The sequence below is a fragment of the Aminobacter sp. Piv2-1 genome (assembly GCF_037625995.1).
GTDB lineage: Bacteria > Pseudomonadota > Alphaproteobacteria > Rhizobiales > Rhizobiaceae > Aminobacter.
In genome coordinates this window covers 230560-249378 of the sequence record NZ_JARKMU010000001.1, presented here as the reverse complement: position 1 = coordinate 249378, position 18819 = coordinate 230560, and the positions used below count along the sequence as shown (strand labels likewise).

The window sequence follows — 18819 nt, the reverse complement described above, 5'->3', positions numbered from 1 at the left end:
TCATGCAGCACAAAGTTCTTGCTTTGTTCTACTCCATAAAATAGGAATAGTTTCATGTCGGACGAATCGACGCCCGGCAGGCTTCCCATCGGGAGACGGCGAAATGGAACCCATAGCGCGTGCCGACGTCGCGGCCTTCGGAGCCGGCAGGTCAGGGATGGCCAATGCCATGATCGAAGACAGCGGCATCCGCGTCCACCAGGAGCGCAGGCGCGGCCGTGGCGCCGGCGTCAACCCTTCGGGGCGCTACGAGCCGGTCAGCCGGCACGTCTTCGACGACGGCTGGAGCACCATCGAGGAACTGCCGCCGTTCAAGACCGAAGTGCAGGTCGAGAAGCCGCGCACCATCATCACCCGCAACGACTCGCCGGACATCTCCTTCGACCGCTCGATCAATCCCTATCGCGGTTGCGAGCACGGCTGCGTCTACTGCTTCGCCAGGCCGACGCACAGCTACATGGGCCTGTCGGCCGGGCTCGACTTCGAGTCCAAGCTCTTCGCCAAGCCCGACGCGGCGCGGCTGCTCGACCGCGAGCTTTCGAGGGACGGCTATCAGCCGCGCACCATCGCCATCGGCACCAACACGGATCCCTACCAGCCGATCGAGAAGCACTGGCGCATCATGCGCGAGGTGCTCGAAGTGCTCGAGGCGCGCAACCATCCGGTCGGCATCGTCACCAAGTCCGCACTGGTCACGCGCGACATCGACATCCTCGCCCGCATGGCCGAGAAGGGTCTCGCCAAGGTGGCGCTGTCGGTGACGACGCTCGACCGGCTCCTGGCGCGAACCATGGAGCCGCGGGCGGCGACGCCGACGAAGCGGCTGGAGGCGATACGCCAGCTTTCCGATGCCGGCATCCCGGTTTCGGTCATGGTGGCGCCGATCGTTCCCGGCCTCACCGACCAGGAGATCGAACGCATCCTCGATTCCGCGCGCGCCGCCGGCGCGACCGGCGCAGGCTACGTGGTGCTGCGCCTGCCGCTCGAAGTCAGCCCGATCTTCAAGGACTGGCTGCTGCGCCATTATCCGGACAGCTACCGGCACGTGATGTCGCTGATCCGCTCGATGCGCGACGGCAAGGACTATGATTCGGAATGGGGCAAGCGCATGCGCGGCAAGGGCCCCTATGCGTGGCAGATCGGCCGCCGCTTCGAGATCGCCGCCAAGCGCCTCGGCCTTAACTCCGAGCGTACCCCGCTTCGAACCGACCTGTTCAAGGCGGCTCCCAAGGAGCACGAGCAGCTCATGCTGCTCTGACGGCCGCGGGGCGCCGCCCCGCGACTGCGAGTTCCGTCCGGCCTCCCCCCGTGGCCAGTAGACGGTGCCTTCCCTGACCGCTGCCCCTGTGGTCTGGAGGGTCTTGCGGAGAATCGGAGCCGATGCGAGCATCGCCGCACCATGGCTCGCCCGCGTTCCGATTCTCCGCTTCTCTTTGAAATCGTGGAAAAGCCCGATTTCTCCTTCGAACGGAAGGCGATCGCCGCCGGCCATTGGCCCTGCGCGGGGCTCGACGAGGCCGGACGCGGCCCGCTCGCGGGACCCGTGGTCGCCGCTGCGGTGGTGCTCGATCCCGACAACATCCCCGACGGTCTGGACGATTCCAAGCGCCTGACCGCGCAGCAGCGCGAAGCCTTGTTCGACGAGGTGCTCAAGAAAGCGCTCGGCGTGGCCGTCGCTTCGGTCTCGGCCGACACCATCGACCGCACCGACATACGCAAGGCCAGCCTGGAGGCGATGCGCCGGGCGCTCGCCGGCCTGCCGCTGGCGGCGAGGTCTGCTCTCGCCGACGGCCGGGACGTGCCGCCCGGGCTTGCCTGCACCTGCCGGGCCCTGGTCAAGGGCGACCAGCGCTCGCAGTCGATCGCAGCCGCGTCCATCGTCGCCAAGGTGACCCGCGACCGCATGATGTCCGCCTGCGGCGCCAACGACAATCGCTACGGCTTCGAGATCCACATGGGCTACGCGACCGCGCGCCATCGCGCCGCGATCGTCGAACATGGCGCAGCACTCCGCATCCACCGGGTCTCGTTTGCGCCGTTCAAGGACTGAAGGCGGCCAACCGGCAGAGTGTCCTCCGCGGCTCGCCCTTCGGGCTCGCGCCTCAGGATAGGACCGGGGACGAGAAGGGGGGGCTCCGGTAGCCCTCATGGTGAGCCTGTCGAACCACGAGGGCGCTTGGCGCTATACCCTGATTGCCCCAAAACCCGTGGTTCGACAGGCTCACCATGAGGGTTTTGGGGGAGCCCGTCATCCGGCCTGTTGGGCCCGCCGACAGCGCCCCCAGCGTCCTCACCCTGAGCTGCGAGTCCAAGGGCGAGCCTCGAAGGACGTCCACTTCCTGCCTACGCCCCAGGGTGCAACGCGACCCCGCAAACAAAAAAAGCCGCCGGAAATCCAGCGGCTCTTTCCTGTTCTCGAGGCGGGCTCGCTCAGTTGAGCTTGCCCTTCACTTCCTGAACCGAGCTCTTGAACAGCTCGGCGGCCGTCTTGGCGTCCGCCTTGCCGGCAAGCAGCTGGCGCGAAGCCTCGACGGCGAGATCCACCGCATTGGCGCGGACCTCGTTGATCGCCTCGCGTTCGGCCTGGCCGATCTTGAGCTCGGCAAGAGCGGTGCGGCGGGCGACGTATTCCTCGGTCTTGGCGTGGGCCTCTTCGGCGAGAAGGCCAGCTTCGCGCTTGGCAATCTCGACGATCTCAGCCGCTTCCTTTTCCGCTTCTTTGCGCTTGCGCTGGTATTCCGCGAGCAGCTGCTGAGCCTCTTCGCGGAGCTTGCGGGCGTCCTCGAGTTCGGTGCGGATGCGATCCGCGCGGTCGTCGAGCGACTTCGAGATCATGCCCGGCACCTTCAGGTAGAGCACGATGGCGACGAAGATGAAGAAAGCAACTGTGGCCCAGAATGTGGCGTCCATGGCCCTCTCCCTTACTTGCCCGCGGCCTTGACGGCAGCGGCGATGGCGGCCTTGTCGATCTTGCCGGCACCCAGCGCCTCGACGATCGCCGCGGTCGTGTCCTCCGCGATGGAGCCCACTTCCTTCATGGCGTTGGCCTTGATCGTGGCGATGCGCGCCTCTGCGGCGGCAAGCTTCTGTTCGAGGCCGGCCTCGACTTCCTTGCGCTTGGCTTCGGCCTCGGCCTTGGCAGCGTCACGCGCTTCCTGGCCGATGGCGCCCGCCTTGGCCTTGGCCGTGGCGAGGTCCTGTTCGTATGCGGCAACGGCCGCATCCGCCTCGGACTTCATGCGAGCGGCCTGGTCGAGATCGCCGGCGATGCGATCGCGACGAACCTCGAGCGTGCCGCCGACGCGCGGAAGCACGACCTTGCTCAAGAAGAGGTAGAACAGACCGAAAGTGATCGCGAGCCACAGGATCTGCGACGGATAGGTCGTCGAATCGAAAGGCGGAAATACCTTCTCGCCGCCCTGTTCGGTGGTCGTGGCCGTACCGTGCGCTTCTGCACCGGCTTGGGTTTGAGCTTCTCCCGCCGCAGGCGCTACTTCCTCGGCGTAACCCGGTGTCACAAACATCTCTTTCCCCTGTCCAACTCGACCGGCCGCCTTGGGCGGCCGGCACAATCGTCAGCCTGGCTCTTACGCGAAGAGCAGCAGGAGGGCGATGAGCAGCGAGAAGATGCCCAGAGCTTCCGTCACGGCGAAGCCGAACACCAGGCGGCCGAACTGGCCGTCAGCAGCCGACGGGTTGCGCAGGGCGCCCGAGAGGTAGCTGCCGAAGATGTTGCCGAGGCCGAGGGCCGTGCCGGCCATGCCGAACGTAGCCAGACCGGCGCCGAGGTACTTTGCTGCTTCTGCTTCCATTTTCAAACTCCTTGGTGGAACTGTTGGATTTTCTTACGCGCGGCGGAACACCCGCCGATTCTGGTCAGTGTCCGGGATGGACCGCGTCGTTGAGGTACATGCAGGTCAGCACTGCAAACACGTAGGCTTGCAGGAACGCGACCAGCACTTCCAGGGCAGTGATCGCGACCGTCATCATCAGCGGCAGCACCGAGCCGGCGATGCCGAACGCGCCGAGCGCGCTGAGCGAAGTCACGAAACCGGCGAAGACCTTCACCGTGATGTGTCCCGCCAGCATGTTGGCGAACAGACGGACCGAGAGGCTGACCGGGCGCGAGAGGAACGAGATCACCTCGATGACGACCACCAGCGGCACCAGGATCCCCGGGATGCCGCTCGGCACGAAAAGCTTGAGGAAGCCGAAGCCGTGCTTGGCGAAACCGTAGACGATCACCGTCCCGATCACCAGCAGCGCCAGGGCGAAGGTGACGATGATGTGGCTGGTGACGGTGAAGAAATAGGGGAACAGGCCGAGCAGGTTCGCGACCAGCACGAACATGAACAGCGAAAACACGAGCGGAAAGAACCGCATACCGCCGGTTCCCGCCGCATCCCTCAGCATCGAGGCGATGAACTCGTAGGACATTTCGGCGATCGACTGCGAACGGGTCGGCACCATGCTGCGGCTCGACGTCGTCAGGAACAGGAAGGCGCCGGCGGCGGCGACGGTCGCGACCATGAAGGCGGCCGAGTTGGTGAAGGAGAAGTCGAGACCACCAACCTCGATCGGAATCAATTTCGAGATCTGAAACTGATGGATAGGATCTGTGGCCACTTCGGCCCCCCTTCGCCTAAATCGCGCCGCTTGGGCGCCGTCTACTTCTTTTCCGTGCCGTCCGGTCGCTTTTCGGGCGCCCTGGAACCGGCATCTGCGATCTTCCCGGCCGAGCGCAAGACATTCAGCACGCCGGCTCCGAAACCGAGCAGCAGGAACACGATCAGGCCCCAGGGCGACGTGCCCGCAAACCGATCGGTGACCCACCCCAGGCCGACCCCCACCGCAATCCCGGCGATGAATTCGCTGGACAGCTTGAGTGCCTGGCCGTAGCCGGCCTTCGACCCTGCTTCCTTTTCTTCCTCGCGGCTTGCCAGCCGTCGTGAGGCAAGAGTGGCTTCAAGATCACGCCGGCGGCGCTCGAGTTCGTCGTCGCGGCGGCCGGTTTCGTCTCGATTCTCAGGCCGGGAACTTCCGGTTTCGCCTGGCCCAACTGGCTTGGCCATTGCAAACTCCCGTCCGGTCCGAGCGTCACCGTTCGTCCGCTTCAAAGTCGCCGGCAACATAGTTAGAGCCCCCCTGCCCGTCAAGGTAGGCAAAGGCCCATCATACGAAGTATTTTATATTGTAAAATCAACTAGTTGATAGAGTGCGACATCCTGCCCGAGGACCGATCGGACGATCAGCCGCCGAATCCGCGCCCAATCGCGCAGCGGCGGGTGCGTTCTTCACACCCTGAAAGCTGCCTCAGCTCCAGCCGCCGCCGAAGGTGCGATAGAAGATGTGCAGGCCGATCCTGGTCATCTTCTTCATCGACCGCGCCCAGTCTGGGCTTACGTAGTTGGCATAGTAGTGGGTCGAGGATCCGACCTCGGGGATGAATATCTTTCCGGCGGTGACAGCCATGGCGACCTGCTCGGCCGTGCGGTAGCTGGCGCGGTCGGTCACACGGTCCTTGATGCCGTCGCAGGCGAACGAGAACTGGCAGCGGTTGCGCAGGTCCTGGTTCTGGTAGACCACCTTGCAGATCGTGTCCGGATAGGCGGGGTTGCGGACGCGGTTGAGCACCACCTGGGCGACCGCCGCCTGCCCCTTGACGTTTTCGCCGCGCGCCTCGAAGTAGACGGCGTTGGCCAGACAGGTCTGCTCGGCCTTGGAGAACACGCTCGCCGGCAGCGGGTTCTTGATCCAGGCGTGGTCGCCCTTGCCCATCGGCGGGATGAAGCGGCCGCCCGCCGCCTCGTCGTCGCGCAGCAGCGATTCGAACGGCGAGGTCGTGGCATAGTCGGGCTCGGCCGGGGCGTAGGCGGTGGCCAGGATGTCCGGCTTGTCGTTGTTGACGAGGGCCGCAACCATCGGCGACATGCCGGCGGTCGCGGGCTTCCTGGTTTCCTTGGGATGGAACGCCGCCGCGATCTGGATTTCCTTGCCCTTGATCGGGGGCTTCTTGAAGGCGAGCTTCAGGCTGCTGTCGAGCGAAGGCCGCATCAGCGAACTGGTGCGCTCGAACACCGATCCGGCGGTGAAGTTCCTGGGCGGCGCCACCGGCGCGACCTCGACGATGCGGCCGCGCTTGTCGGCGCGCGTGACCCGGTCCTCGTCGGGCACGTCGGAGGCCATTGCCTTGCCGCGGAACGCGACGGCGCCGACGCCGGCGATGTTGACGCCCGAACCCGAGATCGGGCCGGTGACGATGCCGTCGGCGAAGGGCATTTCGGCGGCGTGGACCGCGCCTGCGACGGACTTCTCGACATAGGCGCCCCAGCGCGCCTTCTGGCCCTCGAGGCCGGAGACCATGCTGGTCATGTCCTGATAGGCGGCGACCGTCGGGAAGCCGAGCCAGATGCCCAGGCCGATGACGGCGGGCGCCAGGTACGAACGCTTGATTTCGCGGCCAGCAAGCCGCCGCGACGCAACTCGTCGATGCACGAAACTCTCCAGGACGCTACACACCCCACTGGAGAGAAAAATGAAGCATTAACCTTGATGGAGCGTTAACGGACGCCCCTCGGCGCCTGGGCCGGACGGGCCTGCGACACTCTGGCAGGCCCGGCCTCAACTCCGCTTGCGGGCGCGTCCGGCAAAGGGATTGTCGGAGGCGCGCAGCGCCATGCGGATCGGTACACCCGGCATGTCGAAAGCCTCGCGCAGGCTGTTGGTCAGGTAGCGCACATAGGACTGCGGCATCGCATCGGGACGCGAGCACGAAACGACGAAGCCCGGCGGGCGCGTCTTGGCCTGGGTGATGTACTTGACCTTCAGCCGGCGGCCGGCCACCGCGGGCGGCGGATGGTGGGCGATGATGCCCTCCAGCCAGCGGTTGAGACGGCCGGTCGAGACGCGGTTGTTCCAGACGCGATGGGTGCGGATGACCGCCTCCATCAGCTTGTCGAGGCCGCGGCCGGTCTCGGCCGACAGCGGCACCGCCTGGAGCCCGCGCACCTGCGGCAGAAGCCTCTCGGTCTTCTCGCGCAGATCGGCGAGCACGGCCTGGCGGTCCTCGATGAGGTCCCACTTGTTGAAGGCGATGACCGGCGCCCTGCCCTCGCGGATGATCAGGTCGGCGATCTGCAGGTCCTGCTTTTCGAAGGGGATCGTCGCGTCGAGCACGATGATGACGATCTCGGCAAAGCGGATGGCGCGCAGGCCGTCCTGCACCGAAAGCTTTTCCAGCTTCTCCTGGACCTTGGCCTTGCGGCGCATGCCGGCGGTGTCGAACAGCTTGATGCCGCGGCCGCGCCAATCCCAGTCGACGGAGATCGAATCGCGGGTGATGCCGGCCTCGGGTCCGGTGAGCAGGCGCTCCTCGCCGATCAGCGCGTTGATGAGCGTCGACTTGCCGGCGTTGGGACGGCCGACCACGGCGATGCGCAGCGGCTTGGTCTCGTCATAGGCGGGGACGTCCTCGGCGTCGGGATCGGCGATGTCCTCGCCGATCAGCACGTCGCTCTCGGCCGGCGTCTCGTCCGCTTCCTCGTCGTCCTCGAAGACACGCTCGTGGCCGAGCGCCTCGACCACGGCGTCGCGCAGGTCGGGCATGCCGATGCCGTGCTCGGCCGAAATCTGCACCGGCTCGCCCATGCCGAGTTCCCAGGCCTCGAGCGCGCCACCCTGGGCGCCGCGGGCTTCCGCCTTGTTGGCGACGAGCACGGTCGGCTTGCCCGAGCGGCGGACGATCTCGACGAAGGTGCGGTCGTCGGGGGTGAGGCCCGCCTTGGCGTCGACCATGAAGAAGATGAGGTCGGCTTCGCGGATGGCGATCTCGGTCTGCGCCCGCATGCGGCCCTGGAGGGTCGCCGCGCCGGCATCCTCGAAGCCCGCGGTGTCGATGACGTCGAAGCTGAGGTCGTAGAGCTTGGCGGCGTGCACGCGTCGGTCGCGGGTCACGCCCGGCGTATCGTCGACGAGCGCGATCTTCTTGCCGACCAGGCGGTTGAAAAGCGTGGATTTGCCGACGTTGGGCCGGCCGATTATGGCGATCTTGAAAGCCATCGGGCCCGCGTCACGAAGCGTTGCCCGAACCGCGGATCAGTTCGGCTAGGATGTCGGCGCGCTGGCGCGCATTTCGCGGAGCCGCCTCATCGGCGGAAATCTGCTCGAACAGCTTGAGCGCGTCGGCGAACTTGCCCTCCTTCCAGGCGGACAGGCCAAGCGCCTCGCGGGCCGAATGGCGCAGCGGGTTGGTGTCGGCGGTCAGCGCTTCGACGCGGCTCGACACGTCGGCATAGGAGCCGTTGTCGACGAGCAGCAGGGCGGCGCGCAGGCGAGCCATGTCGCGAATGACCGAGGGGATGGAGCCGTCGGCGGCGACCTCGTCGAAACCGGCGACCGCGGCCTTGAAGTCGCCCTTGTCGGCCTGGACGGTGGCGGCGCGCATGCGGGCCAGCAGCGGATAGGCGCCGTAGCCGTCCTTTTCCAGCGTCTCGAAGGCCGCAAGCGCCTCGTCGGCCTTGCCGGAATTGGCGAGGGTCAAGGCCTGCGAGAACTGGTCGCCGGAGCGATTGGCCCTGCTATCGACCCAATATTCCCAGGCCACGAAAAGGCCCGTACCGAGAACGACCAGCACGGCGAGAAGGATGGCGATGGGGCCATAGCGGTCCCACAGGGCCTTCGCCTGTTCCTGGCGGATCTCCTCGTTGACTTCGCGGAAAAAGCTGTCGTCCGACATTCCATTCAACCGGTTGCGGCCCGCGGGCCTTCATGAGCCTGCGTTTTAGCGGAATTTCACGGCCATGGAAGGGGGCGGGGCGGAAAATCGGTAGTCGGGTGCGGTGGCCTGTTGGCGCACCTTTGTGTCTTCCGTTGCGGGAGGCATTTGAGACTGTTCGCCCTGCCGCTCCGTCACCCCCTCCGCCTCGCCGCGCTCGGCACCTCCCCCATCGAGAGGGAGGAGACGTCGCGCGTTGCCTCGGGCGACCCCACCCCGATCCGCCGCGCGGATCGACCCTCCCCTCGAGGGGGAGGGAAACGTCGCGCACGCCTCACCCTACGTTGCCCCCCTCTGGGCTGCCGGCGTTCGTCGTTCGAAAAGCCAAGCAATTGGCTTTTCGTCGCCTTCGGCGAGCACTCCTCACCCCCCACAAGGGGGGAGATCAGCCGTCATCACGGCCTTCGCCAACCTTCTACCTTGCAAGACGAGCCAGACGGGCGACGCTGCCAATCTCCCCACCTGTGGCGGAGATGGGCGGCAGCCCAGAGGGGGGTGCGAAGGAATGCAGAATTCCAACATTTCACACTCCTCCCTCGCCACGCCCCGTTTCCGGTCTGGCCATTGTGGTGAAAGGTTCGGGAAGCGGGGCGCGCGGCCGAGCCGTCCGATAGTTCGATACGTGGCGCGAACCTCGCGCCCCGCCCGGTGTCTGTCCCTCGGTCGGCCGGTCACAGGTCCGTCCCACGGTCTTTTCGTGGCCTGAACCCGCGGCTTCTCCGCACCGTTCGGCACCCGCCATTTGCGGCGCGCGCCGGACGACGCCGGCCTGTCGACGGGCCCTCGGAGCCACGGCTACCGCAGCCGTGGCGGGAGGTCACCGCCGCCCTCCCTGACACCCGGTGCGCACCAGGTCCCGACAAGGGCGATGGCACAAGAATACGGGAGGTTTTGGAGGGGGTGGAAAAACGGGAGGATTTCTCCACGCGGTCTGCTGACAGAGTTCCTGACAAACTGGCGGACGTCTGAAGCCGCTTCGGGAAGCAAACCTTCAGCGCCTCATTCCGTCCCACCCCCCTCTGCCCTGCCGGGCATCTCCCCCACAAGGGGGGAGATTGGCAGCTCCAGCGTCTCGCCCCTTAGTCGGCTCGCTGGAAATAGCTTGCAATGCAGGTGATTGGCCGGGGCGTTGATGCCAGCCAATCTCCTCCCTTGCGGGGGAGATGCCCGGCAGGGCAGAGAGGGGCAGAGAGGGTGGCAAGACATGAGGCGGTTCCAGAAAGCCTCATTCGACAAGCAAGAAAAAACAACAGGCCGTGAAGACCCTTTCCACGCACGCCCGGACCCAAGCATTTTCGCCGAACGGATACATTTTGCGGCGAACGCATCCGTGCCACATTTCGGCCCTAACGGCCGCTGGCCGCAGTCTTACATGAAGTGCAATTCAAGATGTCCAATGCGTTCCGCGCCAGTGTCCTGTTGTCCGCGTCGCTGATGGCGCTTCCGGCCGCGGCCGGTCCCGCCCCCAAGGTCGAGGACGTGAAGGCCAAGCAGGTCGTGCTGATCTCCTTCGACGGCGCGCACGACGTGCGGCAATGGCAGCGCAGCCGCAACCTCGCGGCCCGGACGGGCGCGCGCTTCACCTACTTCCTGTCCTGCGTGTTCCTGCTGTCGCGCGAAACGAAGGGCGAGTACCACGCGCCGGGCCGTTCGGCCGGCAGGTCCAATGTCGGCTTTGCCCAGTCGAAGCAGGAAGTGGCCGAGCGGCTGGCGCAGATCAACCTCGCGGCTGCCGAAGGCCACGAGATCGCCAGCCACGCCTGCGGCCATTTCGACGGCGGGGCGTGGAGCAAGGCCGACTGGGGCAAGGAGTTCGATGCCTTCTCCAGCATCGCGAGGGATGCCTACCGGATCAACGGCATAACGCCCGAGCCGGCCGGCTGGGCACAGTTGGTCGCATCGATCAAGGGTTTCCGGGCGCCCTATCTGTCGCAGAGCAAGGCGCTGAACGCCGCCCTCCGGGAGCGGGGCTTTCTCTATAACGCCAGCGGCGTGTCGCGCGGACCGGAGGCGCCGAAGCCGGACGAGGGGCTGACGGATTTCGCCCTGCCGCTGATCCCGGAAGGACCGGCCGGCAAGCGCGTGATCGCGATGGACTACAATCTCTATGTGCGCCACTCGGGCGGCACGGAGAAGCTCGACGAGGCCGCACAGTTCGAGACGCGAACGCTCGACGCGTTCAGGGCCGCCTTCGACAAGCAGTATGGCGGCGCCCGCATCCCGCTGGAGATCGGCTTCCATTTCACGCTGATGAACGGCGGCGCCTACTGGCGCGCGCTGGAGCGCTTCGCCGGCGAGGTGTGCGTGAAGGCCGACGTCGAATGCATCAGCTATGCCGACTACATGAAGCGCAACAACGCAGCCGAGCCGTTGCAGGTGGACGGCTGAGCGGGGCGCGACATGATCCTCCCTCCCCTTGCGGGGAGGGATCAAGGGTGGGGGTAGACTTCGGCGGGGCAAGAGCGATCGCACCCCTCCCCACCCCACCCCACAAGGGGGAGGGAGTTTTAAGCGTCGCGCCAGCACCGTTCCGGCTCGGGCCGCGTGCCATTCTTATCGACCGGCAGGGCGGATTTTCACCCCCACCCCTGCCCTCCCCACAAGGGGGAGGGAGACGGCGAAGTCGCACCAGCACCGTTCCGGCTCGGGCCGAGCGCCATCCTTATCGACCGGCAGGGCAGATTTTCACCCCCACCCTAAGCCCTCCCCACAAGGGGGAGGGAGGCGGTGAGGTCGCGCCATCACGTGACCGGTTCGTCCTCGGGCTGGGCGCCCATCTTCTGGCGCTCGAGATAACGCTGGTCGATGTCGGGCAGCGCCTCACCCGACAGCGTCGCCTCGAACGCGCGCAGGCGCTTGTAGATCGAGATCAGCTCAACAATGGTCGGCCAGGCGCTGACAAGATACTGGAATGAAGAACTGACTTGACCAAATGCCGTCGATATCTGTTGCCAGATTCCAAGCGTTATCTTGCCAGCAGCGATAGTTGGAATGAGTATGATGCTCGAAAAAATGGCGTCAGCCTGGAGATATCCCGATCGAATGACATTGAAATAGGCGTAATGGAAATAGAGGTTAAAATAGTTGCGCCGGACATTCGTGAACAGTTCGGCCACGGTTGGTGGCTGGGCGCGATCCGCATGATCCTCGCCATAAACTAGTTCCTTGCGATACGCAGCCTCAACTCGCTGGTTCTTGAATTCGAGACCCGGCAACTTGATTCCGAAGACCATCAGCAAGATCGTGCCAAAGAGCGACCAGAGGATCGCGGCAACGACAAGCGAGTAAGGTATCTGACCAACAATAGGCAGCGCCGTGATGTGCGTAGATAGTTGGGCCAGCAGCGGCAAGAAAGCAATCAGCGTCATCGCAGAATCTATGAAGGCAACACCCAAGCCCTCAAGCGTCGTTGAGAAACGCATCGTATCTTCCTGAACACGTTGGGAAGCCCCCTCGATATGACGCAGCCTCGCCCAATTGGCCATGTAGTAGTCATTCATCGCCGTACGCCACCGGAAGATGTAGTGACTGACGAAGAAGCGTGTAACCACGAACAGGGAAACCGAGAAAAAGGCGATCCCGGCAAAGACCCAGATAAGTTCGTACAGTTCGGCTGGCGTCACTGATCCAGGGGTCGATATGGCCTTCTGGAAGAGGTCGAAAAACGGCCCACGCCATGTGTTCAGAGCGACATAGAGCTGAACCGATGTGTAAGTGGAAAAGAGGATCGCCGACGATCCCAGGATCGACCAGTTCTGCCAGGGATGCGGCGCGTACCAAGCCCAGAAGGCGTAGAATGCCGCAACCAGGAACCCAAAATAGATGTAGAACCAAAGGAACGGGGCCGACCAGAAAATCTGTATTCCGAGTATCGGCGGAACACCCGCTGGCGCAGGTGGCATGCCGAAGAAGGCACCCAGTTGTTCACCCCCGAAGAACCAGAACAGGACGGCTGCGAGGCTCCAGAGAGCCGCCGAGGTGAAAAACAGCTTCGGCTGCGGGAAGAAGGATACGAACACGTTACCGGATTCCTTTAGGAAGCGGCGATATTGCCGGTTGGCCGCATGAAGTCACACTTCGCGGCGCAAGGGAATCCCCGGCCGCGCTCACTTCTTGCTTAGCACTACCAGATCATGGCGATTTTCAGCGCCGTCACTGCTATCGGTGGCCAATTGGCCGCACTTTCGAGGAAAGAATGAACCAGACCGCCCTTGCCGCAGCTGGAATCTATGCCGCGATCAACAGCTTCATCCTGCTCTGGCTGGCGACGGCGACGGGGCTGGTGCGGCGGCGGCACAAGGTGATGATCGGCGACGGCGGGGTGGATCACCTGCGCCGGGTGATGCGCGGTCATGCCAACGCGATCGAAAACGTGCCGGCGATGCTGATCCTGCTCGTGATCGCGGCGGCGCTCGGCGCGCCGGCCGTGGCGATCCATGCGCTGGGGGCCGTGTTCACGCTGGGCCGGGCGATCCACGCCTGGCATTTCATCCGCGAGACGGCGCCGCACTGGCAGCGCGCCGTGGGCTTCACGCTGAGCGCGGGAACGCTGGCCGCCACGGCGCTTGCTGTGTTCGGCCATGCAGTGGTGCTGCTCTAGGTCGTAGTGGCGATCTAGGCACGGCAGCAGGCCTCGGCGACCTGCGGGACCGAGCGGCGGAAGCCGCGGTTGAACGGCAAGTCGGCGAGTTCGCGCTCGTCCATGCGCTCGATGTCGGGATGGGCGAGCGGGTCGCGGACCCAGGCAAGGACGCGCTCGCTGTCGCTGCCCTTTGCCTCGGCACGGCCGGCTACAAGGCCGGCCAGAATTGAGAAAATCTTCATATGCCTTCTCCCAGGCTTTGATCCTCTCTGGTACAATTCGTTACAAATACTCGCCCTTCAATCAAGAACATCGGAAGCGGAGTTTAGAAAATCTCAACTCAGGCGCTCAACCGCGTGCATCTCAACGGGCTTCGCGCGGTGGAGAGCGTCGCGCGCTGCGGCTCGTTGGTCAAGGCGGCCGAGGAGCTCGGCGTGTCGGTGAGCGCGGTGAGCCAGCAGATCGGCCGCACCGAGGCGCAGCTGGGTCGGACGCTTTTTGCGCGGGCAGGCGCACGGCTGGTGCCGACGCAGTTCGGGGCGGCGTTCTGCGCCAGGCTGACCAGCGGGTTCCAGGAACTGGCGCGGGCGGTGGCGCTGGCCGACGAGGCGAGCTCCAACGTGCTGGTGGTGTCGGTGGCGCCGGCCTTTGCCTCGCGCTTCCTGGTGCCGAGGCTCAACCGCTTCAACCAGCGCCATCCCGAGCTGAAGCTGAGGATCGACGCCTCGACCGGGCTGGTCGATCTCGACCATTCCGACGTCGACCTCGCCATCCGCATGGGCGATGGCAGCTGGCCCGGCGTGCGGGCGGAGCTGCTCTTGGCGCAGGAGGTGTTTCCGGTGTGTGCGCCGGCGCTGGCCGCACGGCTGAGGGCGCCGGCGGACCTGGCCGGGCTGCCGGTCATCGCCGACGAAAGTACGATGATCAGCTGGGAGCGCTGGTTCAGGGCGGCGGGGCTCGAGACGCCGTTCCCGGTGCAGCCGGCGGGGCCGTCCTTCACCGACCCGATCCTCGGTATCGATGCGGCGATCGCCGGCCAGGGCGTGGCGCTGGCATGGCAGCTGTTGTCGGCCGACGCGCTCGCCGACGGACGGCTGGTGGCGCCGTTCGGCATCACCGCGGCGAGCGGGCTCGGCTATTATCTGGTGAGTTCGGCGCTGGAGCGGCCGGGCCGCAAGGTGCGCGACTTTTCCGGCTGGCTGCGCGAGGAAGTGGAAGCGACTATGGCGCGCTTCGGCAAGCGGCCCGCCGCTCAGGCCGGGAACGCGGCCTCGTAGGCCTCGGGCTTGAAGCCTATGATGCGGCGGCGGCCGAGGTCGAGCATCGGCCGCTTGATCATCGACGGCTGGGCGAGCATCAGCGCGATCGCCTTGTCAGCGTCAAGGCCTTGCCTGTCGGCGTCGGGCAGCTTCTTGAAGGTGGTGCCGGCACGGTTGAGCACGCTCTCCCAGCCGAACTCCTCGACCCATTTGCGCAGGCTGTCGCCGTCGATGCCCGACGCCTTGTAGTCGTGGAAGTCGTAGGCGACGCCGTGGCCTTCGAGCCAGGTACGGGCCTTCTTGATCGTGTCGCAGTTCTTGATGCCGTACATGACGATGGACAAGATCGGGCCTCCGCAAGCGCGGCCGGCCGGGCGGACCCGACTCGGCCAAGTTCTGTGCGGCTAGGTTGACCGGCGAGGCTGCTTTGGCAAGCCTCAACCGGGCAGCGGCACGGCGAGCAGCCCGGCCGACAGATAGAGCCCGAGGCCGAAGACGGCGTGGGTCAAGAGGCTGCGCAGGCGGGCGCGGCCGGGGCTGGGCGCCTTCGACGCGGCGATGCCCACGCCCATGGCAGGCTGCATGACGAAGAACGGCGCGGCGACGCTCAAGATGCCGAAGGCGAGCGCCGGCGAGAGCGTCGGCGCGCGGGCCCAGTCGGGGCCGGCGATGGCAAGCAGTGCCGCGGCAAAGGCGATGCCGATGCCATAGTGGGCGGCCCAGCCGAGCGCCGCCTCGCCGCCGACCGGAGCGGCCTTGCCGATGCCGTCATGGACGAAGCGGCCGTAACGGAAGTGGCCGATCCAGCGGCCGACCAGGCGGTAGTCGAGCGTGGCGATGCCGAGGCCGCGGCGGAGGAACAGGCCCCAGGCATCCATGACCAAGGTGGCGCCGACCCCGATCAGGACGGACCGGACCACAAACTGCAGCGTTTCGCTCATTCTCGTTCCTTGCCTGCTTGTTCCGATGCCGACCACGGTCGGTGACTGCGCCGCCGGGAGCATTTGCGAGGTGGTATCTCATTTCATTCAATAGATTGATTGATTGATGTTGCAATGCTAGGCTGATGTCAATGACCGGGCCCGACATCCAGAACCGAATCTTTGCCGAGATCGCCGAACTCGCCCGCGCAATGGGGCATGGCCACCGGCTGATGTTGCTCGAACACGTCGCCCAGGGCGAACGCTCGGTCGAGAGGCTGGCGGAGCTTGCCGGCCTCTCGCTCGCCAACGCCTCGCAGCACCTGCAGCTGCTGCGCCGCGCGGGTTTGGTTGGGACGCGGCGCGACGGCAAGCGGGTGCTCTACCGGCTGGCGGACGGTCCGGTGGCGCCGCTGCTGGCGGCGCTCAGGCACCTGGCCGAGCACAATCGCGCGGACGTGCGCGAACTGGTGGCCGGCAGCAGGCAGGCGGGCGTCGAGGCGATCTCGCGCGAAGAGCTGCTGGAGCGCATGCGCGAAAACAGCGTGATCCTGCTCGACGTGCGGCCGCAGGAAGAATTCGCGCTCGGCCACCTGCCCGGGGCGCTGAACATCCCCGGTCGGGAGCTCGAGCGGCGACTGGCGGAGCTGCCGGCCGGACAGGAGATCGTCGCCTACTGCCGGGGGCCCTATTGCGTGTTCTCGGCCGAGGCCGTGGCGCTGTTGCGCGCCAACGGGTTCGAGGCGCGCAAGCTGGAAGCCGGCTTTCCCGACTGGAAGGCGGCCGGCCTCGCGGTCGAAGCCGCCTAGGCGCCGCCGCCGAGCGCGTGACGCCAGGCGACCGCCTCGACCTCGACCAGGATCTCGGGCAGGACGAGCGCCGTGACGACCATGGCGGTGGCGGCCGGCGGGTTGCCGGCGAAGATGCGGTTCTTGACCGAGGCATAGGTCTGGTAGGCCTCCGCACTGGTCAGATAGCAGCGCAGCGACACGACATGGCCGAGGGTCAGCCCGGCCTCGGTCAGCACTGCCTCGATGTTGCGGAACACCTGCTCGGTCTGGCCGGCTGGATCGCCGAGGCAGGCGACCTGCCGGTCCTTCAGCGCCACCTGCCCCGAGACGAGCACGAAATCACCGCAGCCGACGGCCTGGCTCATGCCGGGAAAGGCCATGCCGGGCGGGTTGAAACGTCCGACGTTGCTCATGGCCGTCCGGCTCCCGGTGCTGGGCCCCTGGCGACATCGATGCGCCCTCCCCTCAGCTTCACCGTCATCTCGGGGTCGTGGTGCGGGGCGACGCAGATGAACAGGTCGCGGCCGTCGGCGCCACCGAGCATGCAGGCATAGGGATTGGCGTCGGGGATGACGACACGGTCGACGATCGCGCCCGCCGGGCTGACGCGCAGCACCGTCTTCTCGTAGGGCGAGGCCGCCCAGACGTGGCCGTCGGCGTCGAGGCAGATGCCGTCGGGCACGTGGCCGGCGACGGAAGCGAACGGCCGGCGGTTCGACAGGCTGCCGTCGGCGCCGATGTCGAAGGCAGTGAGACGGGCGGCCATCGACTCGGCGATAATGAGCGTCCGGCCGTCGGGCGAAATGGCGGCACCGTTGGGGCACATCAACCCGTCGGCGGCGACGCTGACTTCTCCATTTGGTGCGACGACAGCGAGCACCGTTGGCGCCGGCGGCTGGCCGGCATAGAAGTCGAAGCCGATGTTGCCGACATAGGCGCGGCCCCCAGCGTCGACCACCATGTCGTTCGAGTGGAACGGGTGGACGCCGGCAAGGTCGGCGTGAAGCGTGAGCTTGCCCGCGGCGTTGCGCCGGAACAGCTTGCGCTCGTGCATCGAGACGACGAGCAGGTCGCCGTCGGGCAGCCAGCCCATGCCTGACGGGCCGCCCGGCACGGTGAAGCTTTCTCGCCGCGCGCCATCTGACCCCAGCACATGGACGAGGCCGGCGTGCTGGTCGGCGAACCACAATTGCCCGGCATGCCAGCGGGGGCATTCGGGATAGACGAATCCCCCGGCGATCGTGCGAATAGATGGCGTCATGCCGGAACCCTGGCGCAGGCGCCGAGGATCTCGCCGAGCTTCCTGATGCCGCGCTCGATGATGTCCTCGCTGACATGGCTGTAGGCGAGGCGCAGGAACTGGCGGCCGTCGCTCTCGCCCATGAAGCGCTCGCCGGGGCGGAAGAAGATGCCCTCTTTGGCCGACAGCTCCGCGGCGCGCTGCCAGTCGACGCGCTCGTCGATCTCGAGCCACAGATAAAACGACCCCTGCGGCATGCGGAAGGTGACGTAGTCGCCGCAATGGTCGCGCACGGCGCGCGCCGCCGTCTCGGCCTTGCTCTTGTAGACCTTGTTGACCTCGGCGATGTGCGCGTCGAGCAGGCCCTCGGCGATGTAGGAGGTCATGACGCGGGCGTGCCACTGGCCGACGCCGAGGTCCTGCCGGACCGCGGCGATGGGCTCGATGGCCGCTGCCGGGCCGGCGATCCAGCCGAGCCGCAGCGCGGGCGCGACGATCTTGGAGAAGCTGCCGCACTGGATGACGCGGTCGTCGGCGTCGAGGCTGAGCAGCGTCGGCAGCTCCTCGCCGGCGAAGCGCAGGTCGCCATAGACATTGTCCTCGATGATGAGGAAGTCGTGTTCCCTGGCAAGCTGCAGCAGCTGCTTGCGGCGCGGCACCGACATTTCGGTGCAGGTCGGCGTCTGGAAGGTCGGGATGGTGTAGACGACCTTCACCTTCTTGCCGTCGGCCTTGACCTTCCTGAGCAGGGCTTCGAGCGCGTCGATGTCCATGCCGTGGTCGTCGACCGGCACGGTGCGAAGGTCGCCGCCGGCCATCTGCATGAAGCGCAGCGCATAGGGGAAGGACGCAGCCTCGGCGACGACGACGTCGCCGGGATTGACGTAGCCATTGGCGGCGAGCGCGATGCCCTGCACCGAGCCAGAGGTCAGGATGACGCCGAGCGTGCCGAGCTGCTTGCCCTGGGTGCGCTCGATGCGGTCGGCGATCTCCTTGCGCAGCCCCTTGAAGCCGAAGACCAGCTCTTCGTAGCCGGTGGCGGGATCGAAATAATCGAGCACCTTGGCGCCGTGTTCGTCGAGCGCCATGCGGGCGAGCCGGACGAGGTCCTCGGTCGGAAAGGTCTCGGGCGCTGCGAGCCCCTGGTCGAAGTTGAAGACCGCCGGCACCTCGGGATCGGGGAAGAACAGGGCCGGGCCGGAACCGGAGAGCTTGGCGCGCAGATGATCGACTGACATGGTTTCCTCCTTGGTA

21 protein-coding genes are annotated in these 18819 nt (G+C 66.1%); 6 read left to right on the top strand and 15 right to left on the bottom strand.

Annotated elements, in window-relative coordinates; translation table 11 throughout:
* The first annotated feature begins 103 nt into the window (after positions 1–103).
* Both AmiPiv_RS01215 and AmiPiv_RS01210 read left to right on the top strand, forming a co-directional pair.
* Positions 104–1258 (top strand): PA0069 family radical SAM protein, encoded by a 1155-nt coding sequence (locus tag AmiPiv_RS01215; RefSeq protein WP_340035421.1) that lies wholly within the window; start codon positions 104–106, stop codon positions 1256–1258.
* A 141-nt stretch (positions 1259–1399) separates the two neighbouring features.
* Positions 1400–2050 carry a ribonuclease HII gene (locus AmiPiv_RS01210; RefSeq protein WP_340035420.1) on the top strand — a complete coding sequence of 217 codons (651 nt, stop codon included), beginning with the start codon at positions 1400–1402 and terminating at the stop codon, positions 2048–2050.
* A 380-nt stretch (positions 2051–2430) separates the two neighbouring features.
* On the opposite strand, the gene AmiPiv_RS01205 is transcribed toward AmiPiv_RS01210, so the two are convergent.
* The 8 genes from AmiPiv_RS01205 to AmiPiv_RS01170 all read right to left on the bottom strand — a co-directional run bounded on the left by AmiPiv_RS01205 (position 2431) and on the right by AmiPiv_RS01170 (position 8734).
* Entirely contained in the window at positions 2431–2910 is a 480-nt protein-coding gene (locus AmiPiv_RS01205) for a F0F1 ATP synthase subunit B (RefSeq protein ID WP_340035419.1), read from the bottom strand.
* 11 nt (positions 2911–2921) lie between these two features.
* Positions 2922–3524, bottom strand: coding sequence for a F0F1 ATP synthase subunit B (locus AmiPiv_RS01200; protein ID WP_340035418.1), 603 nt, complete (start codon positions 3522–3524; stop codon positions 2922–2924).
* A 63-nt stretch (positions 3525–3587) separates the two neighbouring features.
* Positions 3588–3812: a F0F1 ATP synthase subunit C gene (locus AmiPiv_RS01195; protein ID WP_340035417.1), complete on the bottom strand. Its 225-nt coding sequence runs from the start codon at positions 3810–3812 to the stop codon at positions 3588–3590.
* Positions 3813–3876: 64 nt separating this feature from the next.
* Positions 3877–4626 carry a F0F1 ATP synthase subunit A gene (locus AmiPiv_RS01190; RefSeq protein WP_340035416.1) on the bottom strand — a complete coding sequence of 250 codons (750 nt, stop codon included), beginning with the start codon at positions 4624–4626 and terminating at the stop codon, positions 3877–3879.
* A gap of 41 nt (positions 4627–4667) precedes the next feature.
* Entirely contained in the window at positions 4668–5072 is a 405-nt protein-coding gene (locus tag AmiPiv_RS01185) for an AtpZ/AtpI family protein (protein WP_340035415.1), read from the bottom strand.
* A gap of 241 nt (positions 5073–5313) precedes the next feature.
* On the bottom strand, positions 5314–6495 hold the full coding sequence (locus tag AmiPiv_RS01180) for a cell wall hydrolase (protein ID WP_340035414.1): 1182 nt from the start codon (positions 6493–6495) through the stop codon (positions 5314–5316).
* 126 nt (positions 6496–6621) lie between these two features.
* Positions 6622–8058 (bottom strand): ribosome biogenesis GTPase Der, encoded by a 1437-nt coding sequence (der, locus tag AmiPiv_RS01175; RefSeq protein ID WP_340035413.1) that lies wholly within the window; start codon positions 8056–8058, stop codon positions 6622–6624.
* Positions 8059–8068: 10 nt separating this feature from the next.
* A complete protein-coding gene (locus AmiPiv_RS01170) occupies positions 8069–8734 on the bottom strand; it encodes a tetratricopeptide repeat protein (protein ID WP_340035412.1) in 666 nt (221 codons plus the stop codon).
* A gap of 1428 nt (positions 8735–10162) precedes the next feature.
* Here AmiPiv_RS01170 and AmiPiv_RS01165 point away from each other — a divergent pair.
* A complete protein-coding gene (locus AmiPiv_RS01165) occupies positions 10163–11161 on the top strand; it encodes a polysaccharide deacetylase family protein (RefSeq protein WP_445206876.1) in 999 nt (332 codons plus the stop codon).
* Between the two features lie 353 nt (positions 11162–11514).
* Here AmiPiv_RS01165 and sbmA read toward each other — a convergent pair whose 3' ends face one another.
* Positions 11515–12792, bottom strand: a complete 1278-nt coding sequence (sbmA, locus tag AmiPiv_RS01160; RefSeq protein ID WP_340035411.1) for a peptide antibiotic transporter SbmA — start codon at positions 12790–12792, stop codon at positions 11515–11517.
* 176 nt (positions 12793–12968) lie between these two features.
* On the opposite strand from sbmA, the gene AmiPiv_RS01155 reads away from it, so the two are divergent.
* Positions 12969–13373, top strand: a complete 405-nt coding sequence (locus AmiPiv_RS01155; RefSeq protein WP_340035410.1) for an MAPEG family protein — start codon at positions 12969–12971, stop codon at positions 13371–13373.
* Positions 13374–13387: 14 nt separating this feature from the next.
* Here the strand turns inward: AmiPiv_RS01155 and AmiPiv_RS01150 are convergent, their stop codons facing one another.
* A complete protein-coding gene (locus AmiPiv_RS01150; protein WP_340035409.1) occupies positions 13388–13597 on the bottom strand; it encodes a hypothetical protein in 210 nt (69 codons plus the stop codon).
* A 114-nt stretch (positions 13598–13711) separates the two neighbouring features.
* Here AmiPiv_RS01150 and AmiPiv_RS01145 point away from each other — a divergent pair, with 114 nt between their 5' ends.
* A complete protein-coding gene (locus tag AmiPiv_RS01145) occupies positions 13712–14632 on the top strand; it encodes a LysR substrate-binding domain-containing protein (RefSeq protein ID WP_340035408.1) in 921 nt (306 codons plus the stop codon).
* Here the strand turns inward: AmiPiv_RS01145 and AmiPiv_RS01140 are convergent.
* Positions 14608–14958, bottom strand: a complete 351-nt coding sequence (locus tag AmiPiv_RS01140) for an ArsC family reductase (RefSeq protein WP_340035407.1) — start codon at positions 14956–14958, stop codon at positions 14608–14610. The genes AmiPiv_RS01145 and AmiPiv_RS01140 overlap by 25 nt on opposite strands.
* Before the next feature lie 93 nt (positions 14959–15051).
* Positions 15052–15555, bottom strand: coding sequence for a DUF2938 domain-containing protein (locus AmiPiv_RS01135; RefSeq protein WP_340035406.1), 504 nt, complete (start codon positions 15553–15555; stop codon positions 15052–15054).
* A gap of 125 nt (positions 15556–15680) precedes the next feature.
* On the opposite strand from AmiPiv_RS01135, the gene AmiPiv_RS01130 reads away from it, so the two are divergent.
* Entirely contained in the window at positions 15681–16343 is a 663-nt protein-coding gene (locus AmiPiv_RS01130; protein WP_445206875.1) for an ArsR/SmtB family transcription factor, read from the top strand.
* Here AmiPiv_RS01130 and AmiPiv_RS01125 read toward each other — a convergent pair.
* Genes AmiPiv_RS01125 through AmiPiv_RS01115 form a run of 3 tightly spaced genes read right to left on the bottom strand, consistent with a single transcriptional unit; the run spans position 16340 to position 18803 of the window.
* Complete coding sequence (locus AmiPiv_RS01125) at positions 16340–16738, bottom strand: RidA family protein (protein WP_340035404.1); 399 nt, start codon at positions 16736–16738, stop codon at positions 16340–16342. The genes AmiPiv_RS01130 and AmiPiv_RS01125 overlap by 4 nt on opposite strands.
* Complete coding sequence (locus AmiPiv_RS01120; protein WP_340035403.1) at positions 16735–17586, bottom strand: SMP-30/gluconolactonase/LRE family protein; 852 nt, start codon at positions 17584–17586, stop codon at positions 16735–16737. The genes AmiPiv_RS01125 and AmiPiv_RS01120 overlap by 4 nt, the downstream gene beginning before the upstream one ends.
* Positions 17583–18803, bottom strand: a complete 1221-nt coding sequence (locus AmiPiv_RS01115) for an aminotransferase-like domain-containing protein (RefSeq protein ID WP_340035402.1) — start codon at positions 18801–18803, stop codon at positions 17583–17585. The genes AmiPiv_RS01120 and AmiPiv_RS01115 overlap by 4 nt, the downstream gene beginning before the upstream one ends.
* Between the last annotated feature and the right edge of the window lie 16 nt (positions 18804–18819).

What these genes read in the sequence shown, in the direction of transcription:
- AmiPiv_RS01120 (WP_340035403.1), bottom strand. Translation starts at nt 17,586, where the DNA reads ATGACGCCATCTATTCGCACGATCGCCGGGGGATTCGTCTATCCCGAA.
- AmiPiv_RS01210 (WP_340035420.1), top strand. Translation starts at nt 1,400, where the DNA reads ATGGCTCGCCCGCGTTCCGATTCTCCGCTTCTCTTTGAAATCGTGGAA.
- AmiPiv_RS01185 (WP_340035415.1), bottom strand. Translation starts at nt 5,072, where the DNA reads ATGGCCAAGCCAGTTGGGCCAGGCGAAACCGGAAGTTCCCGGCCTGAG.
- AmiPiv_RS01165 (WP_445206876.1), top strand. Translation starts at nt 10,163, where the DNA reads ATGTCCAATGCGTTCCGCGCCAGTGTCCTGTTGTCCGCGTCGCTGATG.
- AmiPiv_RS01205 (WP_340035419.1), bottom strand. Translation starts at nt 2,910, where the DNA reads ATGGACGCCACATTCTGGGCCACAGTTGCTTTCTTCATCTTCGTCGCC.
- AmiPiv_RS01135 (WP_340035406.1), bottom strand. Translation starts at nt 15,555, where the DNA reads ATGAGCGAAACGCTGCAGTTTGTGGTCCGGTCCGTCCTGATCGGGGTC.
- AmiPiv_RS01150 (WP_340035409.1), bottom strand. Translation starts at nt 13,597, where the DNA reads ATGAAGATTTTCTCAATTCTGGCCGGCCTTGTAGCCGGCCGTGCCGAG.
- AmiPiv_RS01195 (WP_340035417.1), bottom strand. Translation starts at nt 3,812, where the DNA reads ATGGAAGCAGAAGCAGCAAAGTACCTCGGCGCCGGTCTGGCTACGTTC.
- der (WP_340035413.1), bottom strand. Translation starts at nt 8,058, where the DNA reads ATGGCTTTCAAGATCGCCATAATCGGCCGGCCCAACGTCGGCAAATCC.
- AmiPiv_RS01115 (WP_340035402.1), bottom strand. Translation starts at nt 18,803, where the DNA reads ATGTCAGTCGATCATCTGCGCGCCAAGCTCTCCGGTTCCGGCCCGGCC.
- AmiPiv_RS01130 (WP_445206875.1), top strand. Translation starts at nt 15,681, where the DNA reads ATGTCAATGACCGGGCCCGACATCCAGAACCGAATCTTTGCCGAGATC.
- AmiPiv_RS01215 (WP_340035421.1), top strand. Translation starts at nt 104, where the DNA reads ATGGAACCCATAGCGCGTGCCGACGTCGCGGCCTTCGGAGCCGGCAGG.
- AmiPiv_RS01155 (WP_340035410.1), top strand. Translation starts at nt 12,969, where the DNA reads ATGAACCAGACCGCCCTTGCCGCAGCTGGAATCTATGCCGCGATCAAC.
- AmiPiv_RS01200 (WP_340035418.1), bottom strand. Translation starts at nt 3,524, where the DNA reads ATGTTTGTGACACCGGGTTACGCCGAGGAAGTAGCGCCTGCGGCGGGA.
- AmiPiv_RS01125 (WP_340035404.1), bottom strand. Translation starts at nt 16,738, where the DNA reads ATGAGCAACGTCGGACGTTTCAACCCGCCCGGCATGGCCTTTCCCGGC.
- AmiPiv_RS01170 (WP_340035412.1), bottom strand. Translation starts at nt 8,734, where the DNA reads ATGTCGGACGACAGCTTTTTCCGCGAAGTCAACGAGGAGATCCGCCAG.